This window comes from Roseibium algae (assembly GCF_037783265.1).
Lineage (GTDB): Bacteria > Pseudomonadota > Alphaproteobacteria > Rhizobiales > Stappiaceae > Roseibium > Roseibium algae.
The window spans coordinates 488,917-506,539 of the sequence record NZ_JBAKIA010000001.1 but is presented as its reverse complement, the minus strand read 5'-3'; the positions used below and the strand labels follow the sequence as shown (position 1 = coordinate 506,539).

Here is a 17,623-nt window from a genome sequence, read left to right as displayed (position 1 = left end):
CGAAAACCAAATGACGAGTGTGGATACCACTCAAGGGGTGAGGCGGCGGAAGGCCGCCTCACCCTTCCTTCGCGTGGCCAAGCGCATTGGCGCGAGCCTGTTTTCTGTAATAGCAACGCTGTTCGGCTTGTTGTTCGTCACGTTCCTGATCGCACGTGTGATGCCGATTGATCCCGTGCTTGCTGTTGTTGGCGAGCGGGCGTCCAATGAAATATATGAAGCGGCGTATAAGCAGCTCGGTCTTGATCAGCCGTTTATCGTTCAGTTCTTCTATTATGTTCGCGATGTGGTGACTGGCAACTTCGGCATGTCGAATTTGACTGCCAGGCCTGTGCTTGACGACATTGCCCGTGTTTTCCCTGCAACGCTGGAACTGGCGACATTGGCCACGATCATCGGTGTTCTGTTCGGAATCCCAGCGGGGGTTGTATCTGCCGTTTATGAAGGCCGTTGGCCGGATCAGGTGATCCGTTTTATTGGCCTGTTTGGCTATTCCATGCCGATCTTCTGGATCGGTCTTATTGGCCTTATGGTGTTCTACGGCAAGCTTGGCTGGGTTGGCGGGCCTGGGCGTCTCGATATCTTTTATGAAGATATTATCCCGTCCGTAACCGGCATGATCCTGGTCGACAGTTTGATCGCTCGTGATTGGACCATCTTCTGGAACGCGGTGAGCCATATCATCCTGCCAGCCTCGATTCTTGGCTATTACTCTCTGGCCTACATCAGCCGCATGACACGTTCATTCATGCTGGAGCAGCTTGGTCAGGAATATATCACCACAGCACGGGTCAAGGGTCTGTCGGAAACGAAAGTGATTTGGCGTCACGCCCTTGGCAACGTCATGATTCCGCTCATAACGGTCATTGTGCTGAGCTATGCAAGCCTGCTCGAAGGATCGGTCTTGACTGAGGTCATCTTCGCCTGGCCCGGACTTGGCAATTACATCACCAATGCGCTCTTGTCTGCAGACATGAATGCAGTGCTTGGCGGCACTGTCATCGTTGGTCTCGTCTTTGTCGGTCTCAATCTCTTGTCCGATTTCCTCTACAAGATCGTCGATCCAAGGTCCCGCTGAGATGACTGAAAAAACTGAAACCGGCGGGCTGAAGGCTTGGCTCAATGCCGATGTCCCAACTTCGCCGTCTCATGCGAAAGCAATCCAGGCCTATCTCGGCTGGCTCAAGCTTGTTGCCAATCCCTTGGCTTTTCTGGGATTCTTGATTCTTGTGGCGCTCGTGCTTTGCGCTGCTTTCGCGCCGTATATTGCTCCGGCTGATCCGCTGGCCCAGAATCTTGCTGAGCGGTTGAGCCCTCCAGGATCTGGCGGATATCTGCTGGGCTCTGATGAGCTGGGCCGGGATATCTTCAGCCGGATTGTCTATGGATCTCGCATCACCCTCATGATCGTGACTTTGGTGGCCCTAACAGCTCCGGTCTTTGGCCTGCTTGTAGGAACCTTCGCTGGCTATATGGGGGGATGGATTGATGAAGCCCTGATGCGAATTACAGACATTTTCCTGGCGTTCCCGAAGCTGGTTCTGGCACTGGCCTTTGTGGCCGCACTGGGGGCGGGTATTGAAAATGCGATCCTTGCCATCGCCATCACCTCTTGGCCTGCCTATGCCCGTATCGCACGGGCCGAAACGCTGACGATCCGCAACTCGGATTTCATCTCTGCTGTTCGATTGCAGGGCGCTGGAACGTTGCATATCATTGTTAGACACATCTGGCCTTTGTGCTTGTCTTCCATCGTTGTACGCATGACTTTGGATATGGCCGGGATCATTTTGACGGCCGCCGGGCTTGGCTTTTTAGGCCTTGGAGCCCAGCCGCCGATGCCTGAATGGGGTGCCATGATTTCCGCTGGCCGCAAGTTCATTCTGGATCAGTGGTGGGTTGCGACCATGCCAGGGCTGGCGATTTTCATCGTTTCGCTCGGCTTCAATCTACTTGGGGATGGTTTGCGCGATATTCTCGATCCGAAGAAATCCAAATCGTGAGGGCAGAGGACATGATTGAGAAAGAAACTCTGCTGAGCGTTGAGGATCTTTGGGTTCGGTTTCCGACCCGTAATGGTGTCGTGGAAGCCGTTCGCGGCATTTCATTCGCTGTTGGACGAGAACGGGTCGGCATCGTTGGGGAAAGCGGCTCAGGAAAATCCATGACAGGTCGCTCAATCTTGCGATTGATCAGGCCGCCTGGAGAAATGACTGCCAAGGAAATTACGTTCAAGGGTGAGAACCTGCTGGACTATTCCGAAAAGCAAATGCGCAGTGTTCGTGGGCACAAGATTTCGATGGTCATGCAAGACCCGAAGTTTTCCCTGAACCCGGTGATGAAGGTTGGGAAGCAGATCTCGGAGGCCTACCGGCTACACAGTGGTGCATCGCGTGGGCAAGCCAAACGCAAGGCCATCGAGATGCTGGAGGCTGTTCAGATCCGTGATGCGGAGCGTGTATATAACAGCTATCCTCATGAAGTTTCCGGCGGTATGGGACAACGCATCATGATTGCCATGATGTTGATCCCCGATCCGGACTTGCTGATTGCAGATGAACCGACCTCTGCGCTGGATGTGACTGTCCAGATGCGGGTTCTGGCGATCATGGACAAACTGGTCAAAGATCGTGGCATGGGCTTGATCTTCATCAGCCATGACCTGCATCTGGTGTCGTCCTTTTGTGACCGTGTGATCATCATGTATGGCGGTAAGATCGTGGAAACCTGCAAGGCGAGCGAGCTTCACAACGCAAAGCATCCCTATACACGCGGGCTTCTTGCAGCTCTGCCGCAGATCGACGAGCCAAAGAAATCACTGGCGGTTTTAGATCGGGATCAGGCTTGGCGGGATCAGGAAAGCGTGGTGGCCTATGACTGAGGCTGCAGGAGACAAGCAGATGCAGCGCCGGGCGCTCGAAATCGCAAACCTTAATGTTTATTTCGGTGAAGGCGAGGAAACTTTCCAGGCTGTCAACGATGTGTCGTTTTCGGTTGAGAAGGGTGGAAGCTACGGACTTGTTGGTGAAAGCGGATCAGGCAAGTCGACCGTTCTGAGGGCGATCAGTGGTTTGATCGATGATTGGGACGGACAAATCAGCGTCGACGGGACGCCTTTGCAAACCAAGCGAGACAAGGCTTTCTATCGGAAGATCCAGATGGTGTTTCAGGATCCCTATGCGTCGTTGCATCCACGTCATACGGTGGATCGGATCTTGTCGGAGCCGCTCAAGCTTCATGGCATCAAGGATATCGAAAACCGTGTCTTGACAGTGCTTGACGACGTTGGCCTTGGGAAGTCATTTCGGTTTCGCTATCCGCATCAGCTTTCCGGTGGTCAGAGGCAGCGCGTCGCAGTGGCGCGCAGCTTGATGCTGGAACCGGATATCCTGTTGCTGGATGAACCGACGTCGGCGCTGGATGTCTCCGTGCAAGCGGAGATCCTCAATTTGTTGTCGGATTTGCGTAAAGAGCGTAATCTCACTTATCTCATGGTGACCCATGATCTGGCTGTTGTTGCGCACATGTGCGACGAGATTGCCGTGATGAGCCACGGCAAGGTGGTGGAGGTGATGAGCGTCGAACAGATGCGGAACTCAGAGCCGAAAGAGGCCTACACTCGCGAGCTGTTGATGGCCAGCAAGGGGTATGATCCGGAATTCTTTGCTGCAGAAGATGCCTGAACAATTGGGCGGGCCGCAAAGGCGGCCCGTTTTGGCATTTCAGCGTTAGTCGGCCCGTTCGTCAGTAAGCGCCTCACGAAGAACGCCTGCTGCTGGGATGTTTCTTTGGGCGAAGTGAGCCGGTTCTGCTCCATAGTTGAACCAGAAACGTTCGGTTTCGGTTTCCCTTATTCTGATGCCGTCCGGAAGTTCCACGGTTCCAATGCCGATCTTGGTGCACACACTGGTCAGAAGTCGTGCGAGAGTAGATTGATCGCCCCAACCTCCCATGTAGATGAGATTGTCGCCTTCTACGGCCAGAGGGGATCCGTCTTCCAACTGCAACAGAATGTTTGAGGCCGTCTCCAACTCTTCTCGGTAATTGATGATTGAACCGCCGCCCTGGACTGCCATAGGCATGTCGGGGCGTATGCTTTCCACTCGGGAAACGGCCAGTTCGAGGCCTGGAATGTCAGGTGCCAAAGGCACGGGCATATCCAAGTCCACACCGCGCGCTCCGGCACGGGGCCCAAGCAGCACTGTAGCGGATGTCTCTATGAAGGCGCGCTTCAGACTTTCAGGAATATGCATCAAGCCGGGTGCCAGGATCAGCTTGTGGTTTGAGAAATCGCGGCTGCTTGCAGGCAGAATATCGATGGAGAGACCAAGCTTGCGAAGGGCGCGATAGGTGTCGAAGACAAGTTGAAAGTAACTGGACCCCTTGCCGTGTGGCTGGGTGGTCCATGCAAAATCTGAATCGTAGTCGAAGATGATCGCAACCGGGGCTGGAGCGATCGAGACATCCGGGGCGTCTGCTATTTCATCTGCAACATCTTGAGCTTCTGCCAAGGCGGGCGCTGCGGCGCTGTCAGGACGCAGCATGCCTGCATGCATTTGTTCCTGCGCAAAAGGCACCTGCCGCCAGCGGAAATAGCAAACGGCTTCTGCACCGTGGGCAAAGGCTTCCCACGTCCAAAGGCGGACCATGCCAGGCAATGGCGCAGGATTGTAGGGTGCCCAGTTGACCGGTCCGGGCTGCTGTTCCATGATCCACCAACGCCCCTTGCCGACGGCCCGGTAGAGATCATGATGAAAGGCTTGGAAGTCCGGATCTCCCTGGCGGGCAAAACGGCGTTTGTGCTCATCTGAGGCCTCGACACGATCCTCCAGGAAGCCGAGTGGATAGCTGTCCCAAGTCGCAATTTCCAGATCGTCGCCCACTTTGAAGTGATCGAAATCTGTGGTGCGTCCCATGAAGTTATGGCTGATCGGGGCATCGCTGTGCTGCCGGATAATGTCGACTTGCCGGCGATTGAAGCGCACGACCTGATCTGAACTGAACCGGCGAAAGGCCAGCATATGGGCCGGGTTCGGATCGGTCACCGTCAGGTTCGGCAGGGCAATGTCATCAAAACTGGCATAATCCATCGACCAAAAGACATTGCCCCACGCACTGTTGAGCGCCTCTATCGAACCGTACCGGGCTTTCAGCCACGGTCTGAAGGCTTCCTGTGCCGCATCTGAATAGGACAGGGTGGTGTCATGGCAGCTGTATTCATTGTCCGTCTGCCAGGCTGCTAAATGCGGGTTGCGGCCATAGCGCTCGGCCATAAGCCTGACGATCCGATCCGATTCCTGAGCAAACCCTTCGTGAGAGAAGCAGTAATGGCGGCGAGATCCAAATTTGCGTTCACGGCCTTCGGCATCGACAGCCAGCATGTCCGGGTGTCGGTGTAGCATCCAGCGAGGTGGGGTCGCTGTCGGAGTGCCCAAAACCACCTTGAGGCCTTCCCGGCCAAGGGTCTCAATCGCCCTGTCCAGCCAATCCCACTGAAGGTCACCTGCTTTAGGCTCAATGCGGACCCAGGAAAACTCTCCGATACGGACCCAGGTCAGACCTGTGTCAGCCATGCGGCGGGCATCGGCTGCCCAGATTTCCTCTGGCCAATGCTCGGGATAATAACAAGTGCCAAGTGTGCGTTTCATGATTTGGTGACCTAGAGAATGACAGGATGTTCGCGTTGCCCACGGGCTGATGTGTTCGCGGAATATGTCAGCCCATTTTCATCGCCGCTGATGCCAATTGCGGCTGAGGTCGCAAAAAGGGTGCTCATGTCTTGGCCGCCAAAAGCCGGGCAGGAGATCTGCGCTGCCGGGAACTCTATGGTGTCGATAAGCTGGCCATCTGGCGAATAGCAGGCGACACGATGTGCGCCCCATTGAGCATTCCACAGGTTGCCATTGGCATCGACAACTGCACCGTCCGGAAACAGTTTGTCTGCGGCCAGATCTACGAACACATCCGGAGTTCCCATAGGCCACCCCTGTTTGTCGAGAGACAAGCGCCAGATCTTTTGAAGGTCTGTGTCTGCATAGTAAGCGGTCTTGCCACTTGGCGCGAAACAGATGGCGTTTGAGATCGTCACATCTGGAACGAGCTTCCGAAGCTCGCCCCGATAGTAACGGTAGATGGCTCCAGCACCAGGCTCGGCATTCATGCCCATGGTGCCGATCCAGAAGCCGCCTTGAGGGTCCGCGCGGCCATCGTTCGAGCGGGTGACCGAATTGTCTGCCTCCAGCGGGCAGATGTCGCGGCAGGTTCCGGTTGCGATGTTGAACTCGAACAGTTTTGTGTTGCTGGCGATCAGCAGCCTGTCACGGTCGATCCAGCCTGCTGCAGAGACATGCTCATCGAACTGCCAAGTCTGCTGGTCTGTATTGATTTGCGTGTGCAGGCGTTTTTCCAGAATATCAAACCAGAATAACTGTTGCCGTTCGGGATGCCAGAGCGGCCCTTCGCCAAGAGTGCAGCGCCTCGTATCAAATACTTCGCTCATCGGGCGTCCTATCGGCATTTATCATAAGCTGAGACAATGGATTTTGCACGCTCAAGGACCTCGTCAACGGAGAGGCCTGGCTGATAGAGCGCTGTGCCTATGCCAAAGCCGGTGATGCCTACCGCAAGCCAGTCTATGAAGTTGTCTGGCCCCGCACCACCGACGGCATAGGTTTCTGTTCCCTTTGGTAGAACAGCAAGAATGGCTTTCAAACCGGACGGCCCAATCAGGGACGCGGGAAAGAGCTTCAAACCGTCCGCCCCATTGCGCAGCGCTGTAAAGCATTCGCTCGGTGTCATCACGCCTGGAAAAGATGACATGCCTGCCGCCTTGGTTGCTCTGATCACTTCAGGATTGCAGTCTGGCGATACAATGAGCGTTCCACCGGCGTTCTTCACGTCCTCAACGCTTGATGGATCCAGAACGGTCCCGGCTCCGATTTCGGCCACACTGTTAAAAGCCTTGGCCATCTGGCCTATACTGTTGAGAGGATCCGGAGAATTCAGCGGCACTTCGATGCGGGTGATGCCTGCAGAGATCAGTACTTCAGCCACGGGAATGGCTTCGTCCGGAGTGATGCCGCGCAAGATAGCAATCAGGGGACGGGTCATGTTTCCGTTTCTTTCAATTGAGAATGAGCCAGGATCAGCCCGTGGAGGGTTGCCGTTTCGACGGACGTCTTGCGGCTGGATAAGCCAAGGGCTTGCAGACCTGTCGCATAAGCATCGGCGAGACGATCAGCACCAAGGATAATAACATTGCCATCTGGTGCGGCCGTTAGGTCAAGAGCGGACAGTTCCGCGCCAATCACAAGACCGGACAAGCGGCTGAAAGCTGCAGACGGGGTCAGACCAGCGATCAGTCCTTTGGCTCGGATTCCAAAGAGTTCTGCAGCGAAATTTTGCGGGGCCTTCTTGATGTCCATGATGGCAGACGAAAAGGCTTCCGTATTAATCTCACTTTGTTGGACACCGTGCCGCAAAACCGATTGCCGGGACAGCAGATCGAAGAGTTCTCCGCTCATAAAGGTTGAGAACGATGCAATTGTGCCATTGCTCACATGCACCCATTTTGTATGGGTTCCGGGCAGGCATATGATTCCGGTAAAAGATGGTTCACTGGCTAAAAAACCGGCGATTTGGGTTTCTTCCCCGCGCATGACATCTGCAGGATCGATTTGTTTGACGCCTGGAAGGATCGATACGGTGATGCGTCTGTCAGTGCCGGTGACATGGGTCGCATCGGCCAACCCGGGCGGGGTACAGGGCGTGGTTATATAGGGCGCTTCGACCCAGCCTTGGCGGGACCCCGCCATGCCGCAGATCACCACCGGGGTTTCAGCGTCTGGGGTGAGGCAATCGTCCAAAAGGTCGAGCAAGGCCGCTTCGAATTCCGCAGGCTTCAGCTTGCCCATGCCTTTGTCGGACTGACGATGCGCCATAATGTCGTTGGATGCACTCATCAGCCAGATGCGCAGATTGGTCGTACCCCAGTCTGCGGCAATCCAGGAAATTTGGTTCGTTGCCATTAGCCGGTCACCACAACGCCGCCGTCTACAACGAGTGCTTGCCCGGTCATCATGCGGCTGGAATTCGAGGCGAGAAACAGAACCGGGTCAACGATATCCTCTGGTGCGATTTCATCTTTGAGGCATTGCCGATCAATGTGCGCACCGAGAGCTTCCGGTGTCACCCAAAGATCCTTTTGCTTTTGCGTCAACACCCAGCCAGGTGCAAGAGTATTGACCCGAATGCGGTCAGGCCCGAACTCTCTCGCAAGGCCCCGGGTCATGCCATTAATGCCGGAATTCGCCGTCGTGTACCCTGGATAACCGCCGTTCCCCATCATGTAGGAAATGGACGAGAAATTGATGATTGAGCCGCCGCCAGCTGCCTTCATACCTGCGAGCACATGCTGACAGGCGAAGAAGTAAGGCTTCAGATTGATCGACTGGCACCAGTCCCAATACTCTTCAGTGACGTCTTCTGTGCGATGGCGCTCGTCGTTTGCGGCATTGTTGACCAACACTGTGACCTGCCCATGTGCCTTTGAGGCGCTGTCGATGGCCGACTTGAGTGCTGAAATATCGGTGATGTCACACGGCAGGAACAAGGGGCGATTGCCGTGAGCCTTTTCCATTTCGTCGCAGAATTCACTCGCATCCGAGCGTTGCACGAAAGCCACCTTGGCTCCTTGCGCCAGAAAGCCGCTGGTGAGAGCTGCTCCGATGCCCGAGCCACCTCCTGTTATGAATACAGATGCGTCTTTGAGATCAGGAAATTGGGCAGTCATAAACTACGTTCCTTGAAAAGCGTTTTGTCATAGGCGGGTAACTTCAACGACCCAAATGCTTTCGGGAAAGCGCCAGGGAAGATGAAGGCCGTGGTGCATGAGGACCTGTCCGGGAAGCGTTATATCTTCGTGAAGAAGAGAGCAGTTGCCTCGTGACAGGGATGGCGCGTCCAGGCGGTTAAGCAAGGATATCCGATAGTTTGCATCCGGGTCCAGACCTGTCAGCCGCAAAGCCTTGGGAAGGATTTGGTCCGAGGGTGTGAGAAGCGCTGAGAAGATAACACAGCGGTCTCCGTTTTCGGATCTGTGAAGCTCGGCGATTTCAGCCTCATCATTCGTGTCAAGGCGCAGAATATCTGCGTGCATCATCCAGTTGCGGTTGTCCTTCCACCATGTGGTGACAGACTTGAGAACGGCGGCTTCTTCGTTTGTCAGCTCTCTGGGGTCCATCTCGAAACCCATATGGCGCTGGGCTGCGGTCCAGGCTCTCATACGGATGTCGAGAACACGGCCAGAGGTGTGGCATTCGCGCGGCCCCACGTGGCTTCCGGTCACACGCGATGGCAGGAAGAGAGCCGCATTGTGCTGGATTTTTTGCCGCTCCAGTGCGTCGTTGCTGTCGGACAGCCAAACGCGCTGTGTTCGCTGCAAGATGCCATAGTCAATGCGACCGCCGCCGGACGCGCAGCTTTCAAATTCGACTTTTGGGAAGGCGTGGCGCAATCGGTTCAGTAAGTCGTAAAGTGCGTCGGTCTGGCTGGCATCGGAGACCGGCAGGACCCGGTTGTGATCCCATTTGACGTAGCCAATGTCATTTGCGCCAAGGACATCTGCGATACATGTGTAGAGATAGTCCTGCACTAATTTTTGACGCAAGTCGAGAACCAGCTGTTGGCGGCCGCGTGGCTGGTTCCGGGTGCCAAGCACCCAATCGGGATGAGCTCGGAAGAGGTTGCTGTCTTCGTTGACCATCTCCGGTTCAAACCAGATCCCGAACTCCATACCGAGGGACTTGATATGTTCGATCAGTGGGGAGAGACCGTCCGGGTATTTGCGCGGATCAATCTGCCAATCGCCAAGAGAACTGGTATCATCGTCCCGCTGACCAAACCAGCCATCGTCCAGGACAAAACGCTCTGCGCCAAGTTCTGCTGCGCGGGTGGCAATGTCTTTCAGCTCAGCCAGATCATGATCGAAATAGACAGCTTCCCAGCAATTGTAGTGAACGGGTCGAGGCGTGCGGATGTCGGTTGAGATCCGGTCCCTGACGTGCCGTTGAAACGCTGTGCCGATGCCGTTGAGGCCTGTGCAGGAGTATGTTGCATACAGCGGGGCAGAAGCGAAGCTCTTGCCTTTGGTCTGTGTGCCTTTGGCGTGGCCAAACTGGACCTGCCGCCTGCCGTCTGCCAGCTCCTCAGCGATCATGCTGTGGCCGCCGGACCAGCCATAGTGGGACCCGTAAGCATCGCCTGCCGTGTTCGTTGTGCTATCCGCCAGAGTAATCAGTCCGGGGAAGTGCGCGTGATCTGTTCGGCCTGTGCGGTTTGTTCGTTCCCGTGCTCCGGGCGAAAAGCGCGTCTTGTTGTTTTGGAACTCAGAGCACCAGCGGCCTGAAAACTCAAGCATATGGTTCGTGTGCGCTGGGCACGGGAACGCAGGTGCTGCAAGCCAGCACAGGGCAATGTCCTCGTCGGCATTCAGCTCGCTCTGGGCAGTCAGGACGGATGTGGTTTCGTCCAATGTAAAGGTGAAAGCCAGTTGCAGACCGGCTTCCTCATCCTGGTAGATGAGCTTCAGGCCAGTTTGAGCATCTTTTTGCTCTGAGCTGAACTTGAAGCGCGGCGCAATTGCTCTGCCATCAAGACGTCTTGCTTCTATTCCGGGCTGCCCGTGAAATCCGGTGGCGGTTTCCGGGGAGATGCTGAGGGCAGGCAGTTCGTCCAGCATGCCGCCGGTGATGCCATAGCCATGAGCTTTTGCGATGGCATCAGGGTCTGCATGAGGCCCAAGAGCTGGCCCCCAATAGACAATTTCCGGGAGCGCTCCTGCAGTTGCCGCCAGAACCAGGCTCTGCTGTTTGTCGCATAAATGCCAGGTTCTGATCACTTCACAGCCCCCAGGGTGAGCCCCGCAATGAAGTGGCGCTGCATCAGGAAGAACATCAGAACCGGTGGCATGGCGGCGACGATGGCGCCGGCAGAGACCAGGTGCCATGCAGCGACCCATTGGCCGTTCAGCGAATAGAGACCTGCCGTGATCGGCTGGCTTTCAGCGCCCTGCGTCAACACGGTGGCCCAGAAATAGTCATTCCAGATGAACGTGAAGATCAATACGGACAAGGCTGCAATCGCTGGCTTCATAAGCGGTAGCACCACGTACCAGAAGATCCGGATTTCGCTGACGCCTTCCACTCTTGCCGCTTCAATCAGCTCAAATGGCATGGCCTTGATGAAGTTGCGCATGAACAGGGTGCAGAAGCCGGTCTGGAAGGCGATGTGGAACAAGGCGAGGCCAGTGATTGAGTTATAAAGCCCAAGCTGCAGGGTGAAATCGCGTACTGGGACCATCAGGATCTGAAAAGGAACGAAGTTGCCCGCAATGAACATGAAAAAGATAAAAAGGTTCGCCTTGAAACGATAAACCGCCAGAGCAAACCCGGTCATACAAGACAAGGCGACAGCACCAATCACGGTCGGGATCGTCACCTTGAAAGAATTCAGAATGTATTGGCCGATCGGTGTGTTTTCAAAAATCGCGGTGTAGTTTTCGATCATGTTGAAAGACGTTGGCCAGCCCCAGTAATTGCCGGCGGTAATGTCTCCGGCGGACCGGACGGATGTCAGCGCGACGGCCAACAAGGGCAGCAGCCAAAAAATCAGCGAGATCGGCAGAGCGACTTTGTAGAGAACCTGAGTGCGGCGAGAGGTGCGTTCTATGGGTGTTGGAAACATAGCTTAGCGCCCCCGCTCGTCGCGTTGCATCTTCCAGAGGAAGCCGCTGATGTAGATCATCATGATTGCAAACAGCACCACAGCAATGGCAGCGCCGTAACCCATTCGGAAGCCGTATTCGGAGAAGGCTTGCTCGTACATGAAGAAAGCGAGCACGCGGCTGGAGCCCCAGGGGCCGCCGTCGGTCATGATCGAGACCAGATCAAAGCTTCTGAGTGCGCCAATTGTCGTTACCACCATGGCAATGAACGTGGCGGGCTTGAGTTGTGGCAAGATGATGTACCAGAGCATTCGGAAGCCCTTGGCATTGTCGAGGCGGGCGGCTTCGATCTGCTCAGGATCCACCGCGTTCAGGCCGGTAAGATAAAGGATCATGCAATAGGCTGTTTGCGGCCACAGACCCGCGACAATGATGCCGTAGGTGACGTATCGCTCGTCTGCGAGCACAGCAATGGGCTCCGCGCCGAACAGACCCAGCACCACATTCAGCAGTCCGTAATTTGGATCATAGAACCAGGCGAACACCAGGCCGACAACGACCTGAGAGATCACAAAAGGGAAGAAGAACAGGGATTTGTAAATCCGAATCCCTGTGATTGTCTGGTTCAAAAACAAGGCGGCAGCGAGGCCCGCCGGAATGGCCAGCATATAAAGAACAAGCCAGATAATGTTGTTTTTCAAAGATGTATAAAATGCGTCATCGTCCATCAGCTCGACATAGTTATTGATGCCGATGTATTCCGCCTTGCCCAGTCCATCCCATTCATAAAGGCTTATGCTCATGGATTGGAAGATCGGCAAAATCACATAGACCAGGAACATGAGAATGCCCGGCGCAAGGAACAGCCAGGGCGCGAGGCGTTGCTGGTTCTTTTTCCAGGACAAGGTCATGGCAAAACTCTTCGATGAAAATGGGCTTGGCGTAAAATGTCGGCATGGTGTTTGAAAACACCATGCCGACCTGTTGAGGTCTTATTTGTAGGTGCGCTTGCGGACCTTTTCCAAACGCTGCAGGATCGCATCCATACGCTCAGGCTTGACCATGAATTCCTGGAAACCTTCCATGCCAGCCTTTGCCATTTCGGCAGGTGCATCGCGGTCAAAGAATTGCGCAATGCCGCCAGTCGTTGAGTTCAACATGGCATAGCCAGCCTGTAGGAACTTGTCGTCTGAGACTTCGCTGTTTTTGTTGATCGGAAGCTGGCCGAGGGTCATGTTGATCTCGGTCTGCACGTCTGCACGGGCGAGGTAGGCCAAGAATTTCTTCGCGTCTTCCTTGTTCTTGGCATTGGCCGGAATGTGGATTGTGTCTGTTGGAGCTTCTTCAGCAACAGGAAGGTCCGGATCGATGATCGGGAACTGGAAGAAGCCTATCTGGTCGTCTGTCAGACCGGATTCTCGCAAAGGAGCGACTGCAAAATTGCCCATGACATACATGGCTGCATCGCCCTGGACCATCGGCGCAAGTGCCTCCTGCCAGCTGTAGGCTGCGTGGTTTTCAATAAAGAAATTCGCGTCGAGCAGTTCTTTCCAGTTGTTCATCGTGGCGATGACACGTTCGTCTGTCCAGGGAATTTCGCCCTTGGTCAAAGCCATGTGGAAGTCATAGCCATTGGTGCGCAGGTTGAGATAATCGAACACTCCGCCAGCGGTCCAAAGGTATTTGGTGCCGATTGTAACCGGCGTGATGCCAGCTTCGGTCAACGTTGCGCCAGCTGCCTTGAACTCATCCCAGGTTTTTGGAACTTCAATGCCGTTTTGTTCGAACAGATCTTTGCGGTAGTAAACGCCCCACTGGTAGTAGGTGTAAGGCACACCCCAGAGTTTGCCGTCGATTGTCATCGAGCCTTTGGCCGATGCCAAGGAGTCGTTGAGGCCATTTTCTTCCCAGACATCATCAACCGGCTCAAACAAGCCAGCGTTGACGTATGGCAGCATCCGGTTGCCAGCGTACCAGTTTGCCAAGTCGGGCGCGTCTGCTGTCAGGAAGTTCCGGATCGAGGTTTTGTAACCTTCATGATCGAACAGGTTCCAGGTGACTTTGATGTCTGGATTTTCGGCTTCAAATCCTTTGATCAAAGCTTCGAACGCAGCCTTTGGCGCTGGATCGGATGTGTCTGTGTTGATCACAAGCTCGCCCGCCATTGCGGTGCTTATCATCATTGTTGACGCCGCGAGTCCGGCGAGCGCTGTCGTGAATTTCATAGGCATTTCGTTTCCTCCCAGATCTGAACCCTCTCAAGCTCAGTTGTGTACTTTCACCGAAGTGAATTATGTTCCAAATAATGGAACTTAAGTCCAACTATTGAAACTATGTTGGATTGGTCCTATGGTGTCAACCGCTCGTTGCAAAAAGGCAGGGCGTTGGGAGGTGTCGAATGAACAAACAGACCGGCGGGGACGGAACTGTCGGAAAGGCACTGGATGTCCTCGACAAGGTGGCTGAAAAGGCGCGGCCGGTTCGGTTTCATGAGCTGCTTGCTGAAAGTTCTCATCCCAAAGCGACGCTTTATCGGCTCTTGCAGACCTTGGTCCGTCAGGGAATGCTGTCCTACAGCGATGAACAGCAAACATATTCCCTCGGCCTTCGGCTTATGCATCTGGCTCATGCCGCCTGGCAGCAGAGCTCTTTGGCCCCCATAGCGCGTCCCTTTATCGACCATCTCGCACAAGCGGTAGGGGAGACTGTTCACCTTGCCCAACTCGACAATGGCCAAGTGCTGTATGTCGACAAGAGGAAAGCTGCATCGCCGATAGAAATGTTCTCTCAGGCGGGCAAAATCGGTCCGGGTTATTGCACAGGCGTGGGCAAGGCAATCATGGCGTTCCTGGATGAGCCGCAGCTGTCGCAGGTGATCCAGAAACAGTCATTTTATCATTATACCCCGAACACCCTGACGACATCCGAGCGCCTTCGAAGCGAATTGATGTCTATTCGTTCGGACGGCGTTTCATTCGACAGGGAAGAGCATGAGCCGGGCATTATCTGCATTGCGGCGCCGATACTCAGCCTTTCCGAGCGCCCGCTAGGTGCGCTTTCCGTGACCACTTCCACACAGCGCAAGTCCGTTGAGGACCTTGAGCGTTTTCGCCCTGATCTTCTGGAAACGGCGGCCAAGATCTCGGCTGCTGCAGAAGACTGGCAATTTCCCGGTTAGATTATTCAAGGAGCCTCAAATCAATGTCAGGCGTTACGCTGACCCAGGCGGTCAAGAAATACGGTGATCTAGAAGTCATCCATGGGGTAGACCTTGTCGTTGAACATGGGGAGTTTTGCGTTTTTGTTGGCCCCTCCGGCTGCGGGAAATCGACGCTTTTGCGAATGATTGCAGGACTTGAGGAGACCACTGGCGGTCAGATTTCTATTGGTGCACGCGACGTGACAGATGCTGACCCGTCCGATCGTGGTGTTGCCATGGTGTTTCAAACCTACGCGCTCTATCCGCACATGACAGTGGAAGAGAATATGGGGTTTGGCCTGAAAATGAACGGCCACCCGAAAGACGAGATCACCGAGAAAGTTGGCGAAGCCAGTCGCATTTTGAAACTGGACGAGTATCTGAAACGCAAGCCGAAGGCCTTGTCCGGAGGGCAGCGTCAGCGTGTTGCAATTGGCCGTGCAATCGTTCGCGGCCCCGAGGTCTTTCTGTTCGATGAACCGTTGTCGAACCTGGATGCAGAACTGCGTGTCGATATGCGTGTCGAGATCGCGCGGCTGCACAAGGACATCGGCGCAACGATGATCTATGTGACACATGATCAGGTCGAGGCCATGACACTGGCCGACAAGATCGTTGTTCTGCGGGATGGTTACATTGAGCAGGTCGGCTCACCGATGGCGCTCTATTCCGATCCGGACAACAAGTTCGTGGCTGGCTTCATCGGCTCGCCCAGCATGAATTTTGTCGAGGGTATCGCTGCTGCCGGTGCGGTGACAGTGCCGGCGTTCGGTGGCGTGAGTGTTCCGACATCGGTCCGGTTGCCCAATGTGGGCCAGCGCGTAATCGTCGGCATTCGGCCCCAACATATTCAGATCGAACCGGCGCACGATGGCGCTGAGGCAGACTTGACCGAGCAGCTCGGCGGCGTTGCCTATACGTACTTTGTCTGTCCAACCGGAGAACGACTTGTGGTCGAAACCAAAGGCGAAGATGCCCCTGTGTCTGGCGTTCGGGCTTTGTTGAGGCCTGAGGATGGAACGGTGTTTTTCTTTGATGCGGAGACTGAAAAGCGTCTGCGCTGACGGGCGTTTTAGGTTTGGTGCTTTAAATAAGAAGGGCGCGGAGATGATCCCGCGCCCTTTTTCATGTCTTACCAGCAGTCGTGTAATTCTGGCTGTCAGTCGACAGTCGAACTTTCGTCAGCCTTTTTCATTTTCATGCGTGACTTCAGAACTTTGCCAAAGACGATTGGCAGAATGAAACCAACGATGGCAACGGTCCATAGCGTGATGGCAAGCGGACTGTCGATCAGCGTGAACCAATCCCCGTTCGATATCGTCACCGCGCGCCGCAGGTTGGCCTCCATGGCATTCCCGAGCAACGTCCCAAGGATCACAGGAACCAGAGGCACGTCGAGCTTGCGCAGGACCCACCCCAGAAGCCCGAAAGCTATCATGACCATCAGATCAAACGTTGATCCTGAGATGCCGTAGATACCAACAAAGGAAATCATCGCGACAATGGGCATCAGAATGCGGGACGGGATCAAAAGCAGGCGCGTAAACATGCCCACCATCGGAATGTTCATAGCCAGCAACATGAAGTTGGCAATGAACAGCGCTGCGATCAGGCCCCAGACAACGTCCGGGTTCTGGCTGAACAGCAGGGGGCCGGGCGTGATGTTCAGCGACAGCAGAACCGCCAGGAGAACGGCTGTGGTTCCTGACCCCGGAACACCAAGGGCCAGCATCGGAACAAGAGCCCCGCCAGCCGCAGCATTGTTGCCAGCTTCAGGCGCTGCCACACCGCGTGGGTCGCCCTTGCCGAAGGTGCCTTCCTTGTCGACCAGACGCTTTTCCATCGAATAGGAAATGAAGGATCCGAGCGACGCACCGGCACCCGGCAGAACGCCTGCGATGAAGCCCAGAACACTGGTTCGAAGCATGGTCGGCGTGCAGTATTTGATCAGGCTCCATGGTGGAATGATCCGGCCAACCTTGACCTTGGAATCGTCCACTGTGTCCTTGTTGCGGTGCTCCAGGAAGATGAAAACTTCTGACAGAGCGAACAATCCGACAATAGCGACCAGGAAATCAATGCCGTCATAAAGGTGGACTTCGCCGAAGGTGAAGCGAGGCACGCCGGTTTGGCCATCAATCCCAATCGTCGCCAGACCGAGGCCCAATGCTGCTGCGAAGGCAGACTTTGCCTGGTTGGTGGACGAGATGCCGCCGAGTGTTGCGAAGGCCAATGTGAACAGAGCGAAATATTCAGCCGGGCCGAACAGCAGGGCGATCTTGACCAGCTGGGGCGCAAGAAACACGAGGCCCCATGTGGCGAAGAATGCACCAACGAAAGAGGCAATGCCGGAAAGCGCGAGGGCTTCGCCAGCACGGCCTTGCTGAGCCATCGGATAGCCATCAAGGGTCGTCATGAGGGCGGGTTCATCACCTGGAATATTCAGCAGGATTGATGATATCCGGCCGCCATACATAGCTCCGTAATAGACCGAGGTTAGGAGAATGAGGGCAGGTGTTGCATCCAGGCCAAGTGAAAAAGCCAATGGGATCAGGATGGCGACGCCGTTGCTTGGGCCCAGTCCTGGCAAGGCACCCATGATGGTTCCGAGAAGGCAACCAACAAGTGCCAGAAGAATATTTTGCCAGGTGAGCGCGACAACGAAGCCATCGGCGAGAGAACTGAGGGTGTCCATCTGCAAA

The 17,623-nt window shown here is 55.1% G+C and carries 16 protein-coding genes; 6 read left to right on the top strand and 10 right to left on the bottom strand.

The features are described 5' to 3' along the window. Positions 1–10 precede the first annotated feature (10 nt). Genes V6575_RS02310 through V6575_RS02295 form a run of 4 tightly spaced genes read left to right on the top strand, consistent with a single transcriptional unit; the run spans position 11 to position 3,683 of the window. Positions 11–1,078, top strand: a complete 1,068-nt coding sequence (locus V6575_RS02310) for an ABC transporter permease (protein WP_340272403.1) — start codon at positions 11–13, stop codon at positions 1,076–1,078. A gap of 1 nt (position 1,079) precedes the next feature. Then, complete coding sequence (gene nikC, locus V6575_RS02305; RefSeq protein WP_340272402.1) at positions 1,080–2,003, top strand: nickel transporter permease; 924 nt, start codon at positions 1,080–1,082, stop codon at positions 2,001–2,003. An 11-nt stretch (positions 2,004–2,014) separates the two neighbouring features. Then, positions 2,015–2,881 (top strand): ABC transporter ATP-binding protein, encoded by an 867-nt coding sequence (locus tag V6575_RS02300; RefSeq protein ID WP_340272401.1) that lies wholly within the window; start codon positions 2,015–2,017, stop codon positions 2,879–2,881. Then, on the top strand, positions 2,874–3,683 hold the full coding sequence (locus tag V6575_RS02295; protein WP_340272400.1) for an ABC transporter ATP-binding protein: 810 nt from the start codon (positions 2,874–2,876) through the stop codon (positions 3,681–3,683). Before V6575_RS02300 ends, V6575_RS02295 begins: the two co-directional genes overlap by 8 nt. Before the next feature lie 45 nt (positions 3,684–3,728). On the opposite strand, the gene V6575_RS02290 is transcribed toward V6575_RS02295, so the two are convergent. From V6575_RS02290 to V6575_RS02250, 9 genes are all read right to left on the bottom strand, one after another. Further along, positions 3,729–5,648: a beta-galactosidase gene (locus tag V6575_RS02290; RefSeq protein ID WP_340272399.1), complete on the bottom strand. Its 1,920-nt coding sequence runs from the start codon at positions 5,646–5,648 to the stop codon at positions 3,729–3,731. An 11-nt stretch (positions 5,649–5,659) separates the two neighbouring features. Beyond that, the gene (locus V6575_RS02285) at positions 5,660–6,499 is read right to left on the bottom strand and encodes an SMP-30/gluconolactonase/LRE family protein (RefSeq protein ID WP_340272398.1); all 840 of its coding nucleotides are present in this window, start codon (positions 6,497–6,499) and stop codon (positions 5,660–5,662) included. An 8-nt stretch (positions 6,500–6,507) separates the two neighbouring features. Then, positions 6,508–7,110, bottom strand: a complete 603-nt coding sequence (locus tag V6575_RS02280; protein WP_340272397.1) for a 2-dehydro-3-deoxy-6-phosphogalactonate aldolase — start codon at positions 7,108–7,110, stop codon at positions 6,508–6,510. Then, the gene (locus V6575_RS02275; protein WP_340272396.1) at positions 7,107–8,027 is read right to left on the bottom strand and encodes a 2-dehydro-3-deoxygalactonokinase; all 921 of its coding nucleotides are present in this window, start codon (positions 8,025–8,027) and stop codon (positions 7,107–7,109) included. Before V6575_RS02275 ends, V6575_RS02280 begins: the two co-directional genes overlap by 4 nt. Continuing rightward, positions 8,027–8,791, bottom strand: coding sequence for an SDR family NAD(P)-dependent oxidoreductase (locus tag V6575_RS02270; protein ID WP_340272395.1), 765 nt, complete (start codon positions 8,789–8,791; stop codon positions 8,027–8,029). The genes V6575_RS02275 and V6575_RS02270 overlap by 1 nt, the downstream gene beginning before the upstream one ends. Positions 8,792–8,818: 27 nt before the next feature. Further along, positions 8,819–10,897, bottom strand: a complete 2,079-nt coding sequence (locus tag V6575_RS02265; protein ID WP_340272393.1) for an alpha-galactosidase — start codon at positions 10,895–10,897, stop codon at positions 8,819–8,821. Continuing rightward, positions 10,894–11,742 (bottom strand): carbohydrate ABC transporter permease, encoded by an 849-nt coding sequence (locus V6575_RS02260; RefSeq protein ID WP_340272392.1) that lies wholly within the window; start codon positions 11,740–11,742, stop codon positions 10,894–10,896. Before V6575_RS02260 ends, V6575_RS02265 begins: the two co-directional genes overlap by 4 nt. A 3-nt stretch (positions 11,743–11,745) precedes the next feature. Then, the gene (locus V6575_RS02255) at positions 11,746–12,633 is read right to left on the bottom strand and encodes a carbohydrate ABC transporter permease (RefSeq protein WP_340272390.1); all 888 of its coding nucleotides are present in this window, start codon (positions 12,631–12,633) and stop codon (positions 11,746–11,748) included. A gap of 81 nt (positions 12,634–12,714) precedes the next feature. Further along, entirely contained in the window at positions 12,715–13,947 is a 1,233-nt protein-coding gene (locus tag V6575_RS02250; RefSeq protein WP_422785513.1) for an ABC transporter substrate-binding protein, read from the bottom strand. Between the two features lie 173 nt (positions 13,948–14,120). Here V6575_RS02250 and V6575_RS02245 point away from each other — a divergent pair, with 173 nt between their 5' ends. Beyond that, positions 14,121–14,900: an IclR family transcriptional regulator gene (locus tag V6575_RS02245; protein ID WP_340272388.1), complete on the top strand. Its 780-nt coding sequence runs from the start codon at positions 14,121–14,123 to the stop codon at positions 14,898–14,900. A 23-nt stretch (positions 14,901–14,923) separates the two neighbouring features. Next, positions 14,924–15,985, top strand: a complete 1,062-nt coding sequence (locus tag V6575_RS02240; protein WP_340272387.1) for an ABC transporter ATP-binding protein — start codon at positions 14,924–14,926, stop codon at positions 15,983–15,985. 95 nt (positions 15,986–16,080) lie between these two features. On the opposite strand, the gene V6575_RS02235 is transcribed toward V6575_RS02240, so the two are convergent. Further along, positions 16,081–17,616, bottom strand: coding sequence for a tripartite tricarboxylate transporter permease (locus V6575_RS02235; protein ID WP_340272386.1), 1,536 nt, complete (start codon positions 17,614–17,616; stop codon positions 16,081–16,083). Positions 17,617–17,623 lie beyond the last annotated feature (7 nt).

What these genes read in the sequence shown, in the direction of transcription:
- nikC (WP_340272402.1), top strand. Translation starts at nt 1,080, where the DNA reads ATGACTGAAAAAACTGAAACCGGCGGGCTGAAGGCTTGGCTCAATGCC.
- V6575_RS02310 (WP_340272403.1), top strand. Translation starts at nt 11, where the DNA reads ATGACGAGTGTGGATACCACTCAAGGGGTGAGGCGGCGGAAGGCCGCC.
- V6575_RS02240 (WP_340272387.1), top strand. Translation starts at nt 14,924, where the DNA reads ATGTCAGGCGTTACGCTGACCCAGGCGGTCAAGAAATACGGTGATCTA.
- V6575_RS02255 (WP_340272390.1), bottom strand. Translation starts at nt 12,633, where the DNA reads ATGACCTTGTCCTGGAAAAAGAACCAGCAACGCCTCGCGCCCTGGCTG.
- V6575_RS02245 (WP_340272388.1), top strand. Translation starts at nt 14,121, where the DNA reads ATGAACAAACAGACCGGCGGGGACGGAACTGTCGGAAAGGCACTGGAT.
- V6575_RS02270 (WP_340272395.1), bottom strand. Translation starts at nt 8,791, where the DNA reads ATGACTGCCCAATTTCCTGATCTCAAAGACGCATCTGTATTCATAACA.
- V6575_RS02280 (WP_340272397.1), bottom strand. Translation starts at nt 7,110, where the DNA reads ATGACCCGTCCCCTGATTGCTATCTTGCGCGGCATCACTCCGGACGAA.
- V6575_RS02260 (WP_340272392.1), bottom strand. Translation starts at nt 11,742, where the DNA reads ATGTTTCCAACACCCATAGAACGCACCTCTCGCCGCACTCAGGTTCTC.
- V6575_RS02285 (WP_340272398.1), bottom strand. Translation starts at nt 6,499, where the DNA reads ATGAGCGAAGTATTTGATACGAGGCGCTGCACTCTTGGCGAAGGGCCG.
- V6575_RS02300 (WP_340272401.1), top strand. Translation starts at nt 2,015, where the DNA reads ATGATTGAGAAAGAAACTCTGCTGAGCGTTGAGGATCTTTGGGTTCGG.
- V6575_RS02275 (WP_340272396.1), bottom strand. Translation starts at nt 8,027, where the DNA reads ATGGCAACGAACCAAATTTCCTGGATTGCCGCAGACTGGGGTACGACC.
- V6575_RS02250 (WP_422785513.1), bottom strand. Translation starts at nt 13,947, where the DNA reads ATGAAATTCACGACAGCGCTCGCCGGACTCGCGGCGTCAACAATGATG.
- V6575_RS02235 (WP_340272386.1), bottom strand. Translation starts at nt 17,616, where the DNA reads ATGGACACCCTCAGTTCTCTCGCCGATGGCTTCGTTGTCGCGCTCACC.
- V6575_RS02290 (WP_340272399.1), bottom strand. Translation starts at nt 5,648, where the DNA reads ATGAAACGCACACTTGGCACTTGTTATTATCCCGAGCATTGGCCAGAG.
- V6575_RS02295 (WP_340272400.1), top strand. Translation starts at nt 2,874, where the DNA reads ATGACTGAGGCTGCAGGAGACAAGCAGATGCAGCGCCGGGCGCTCGAA.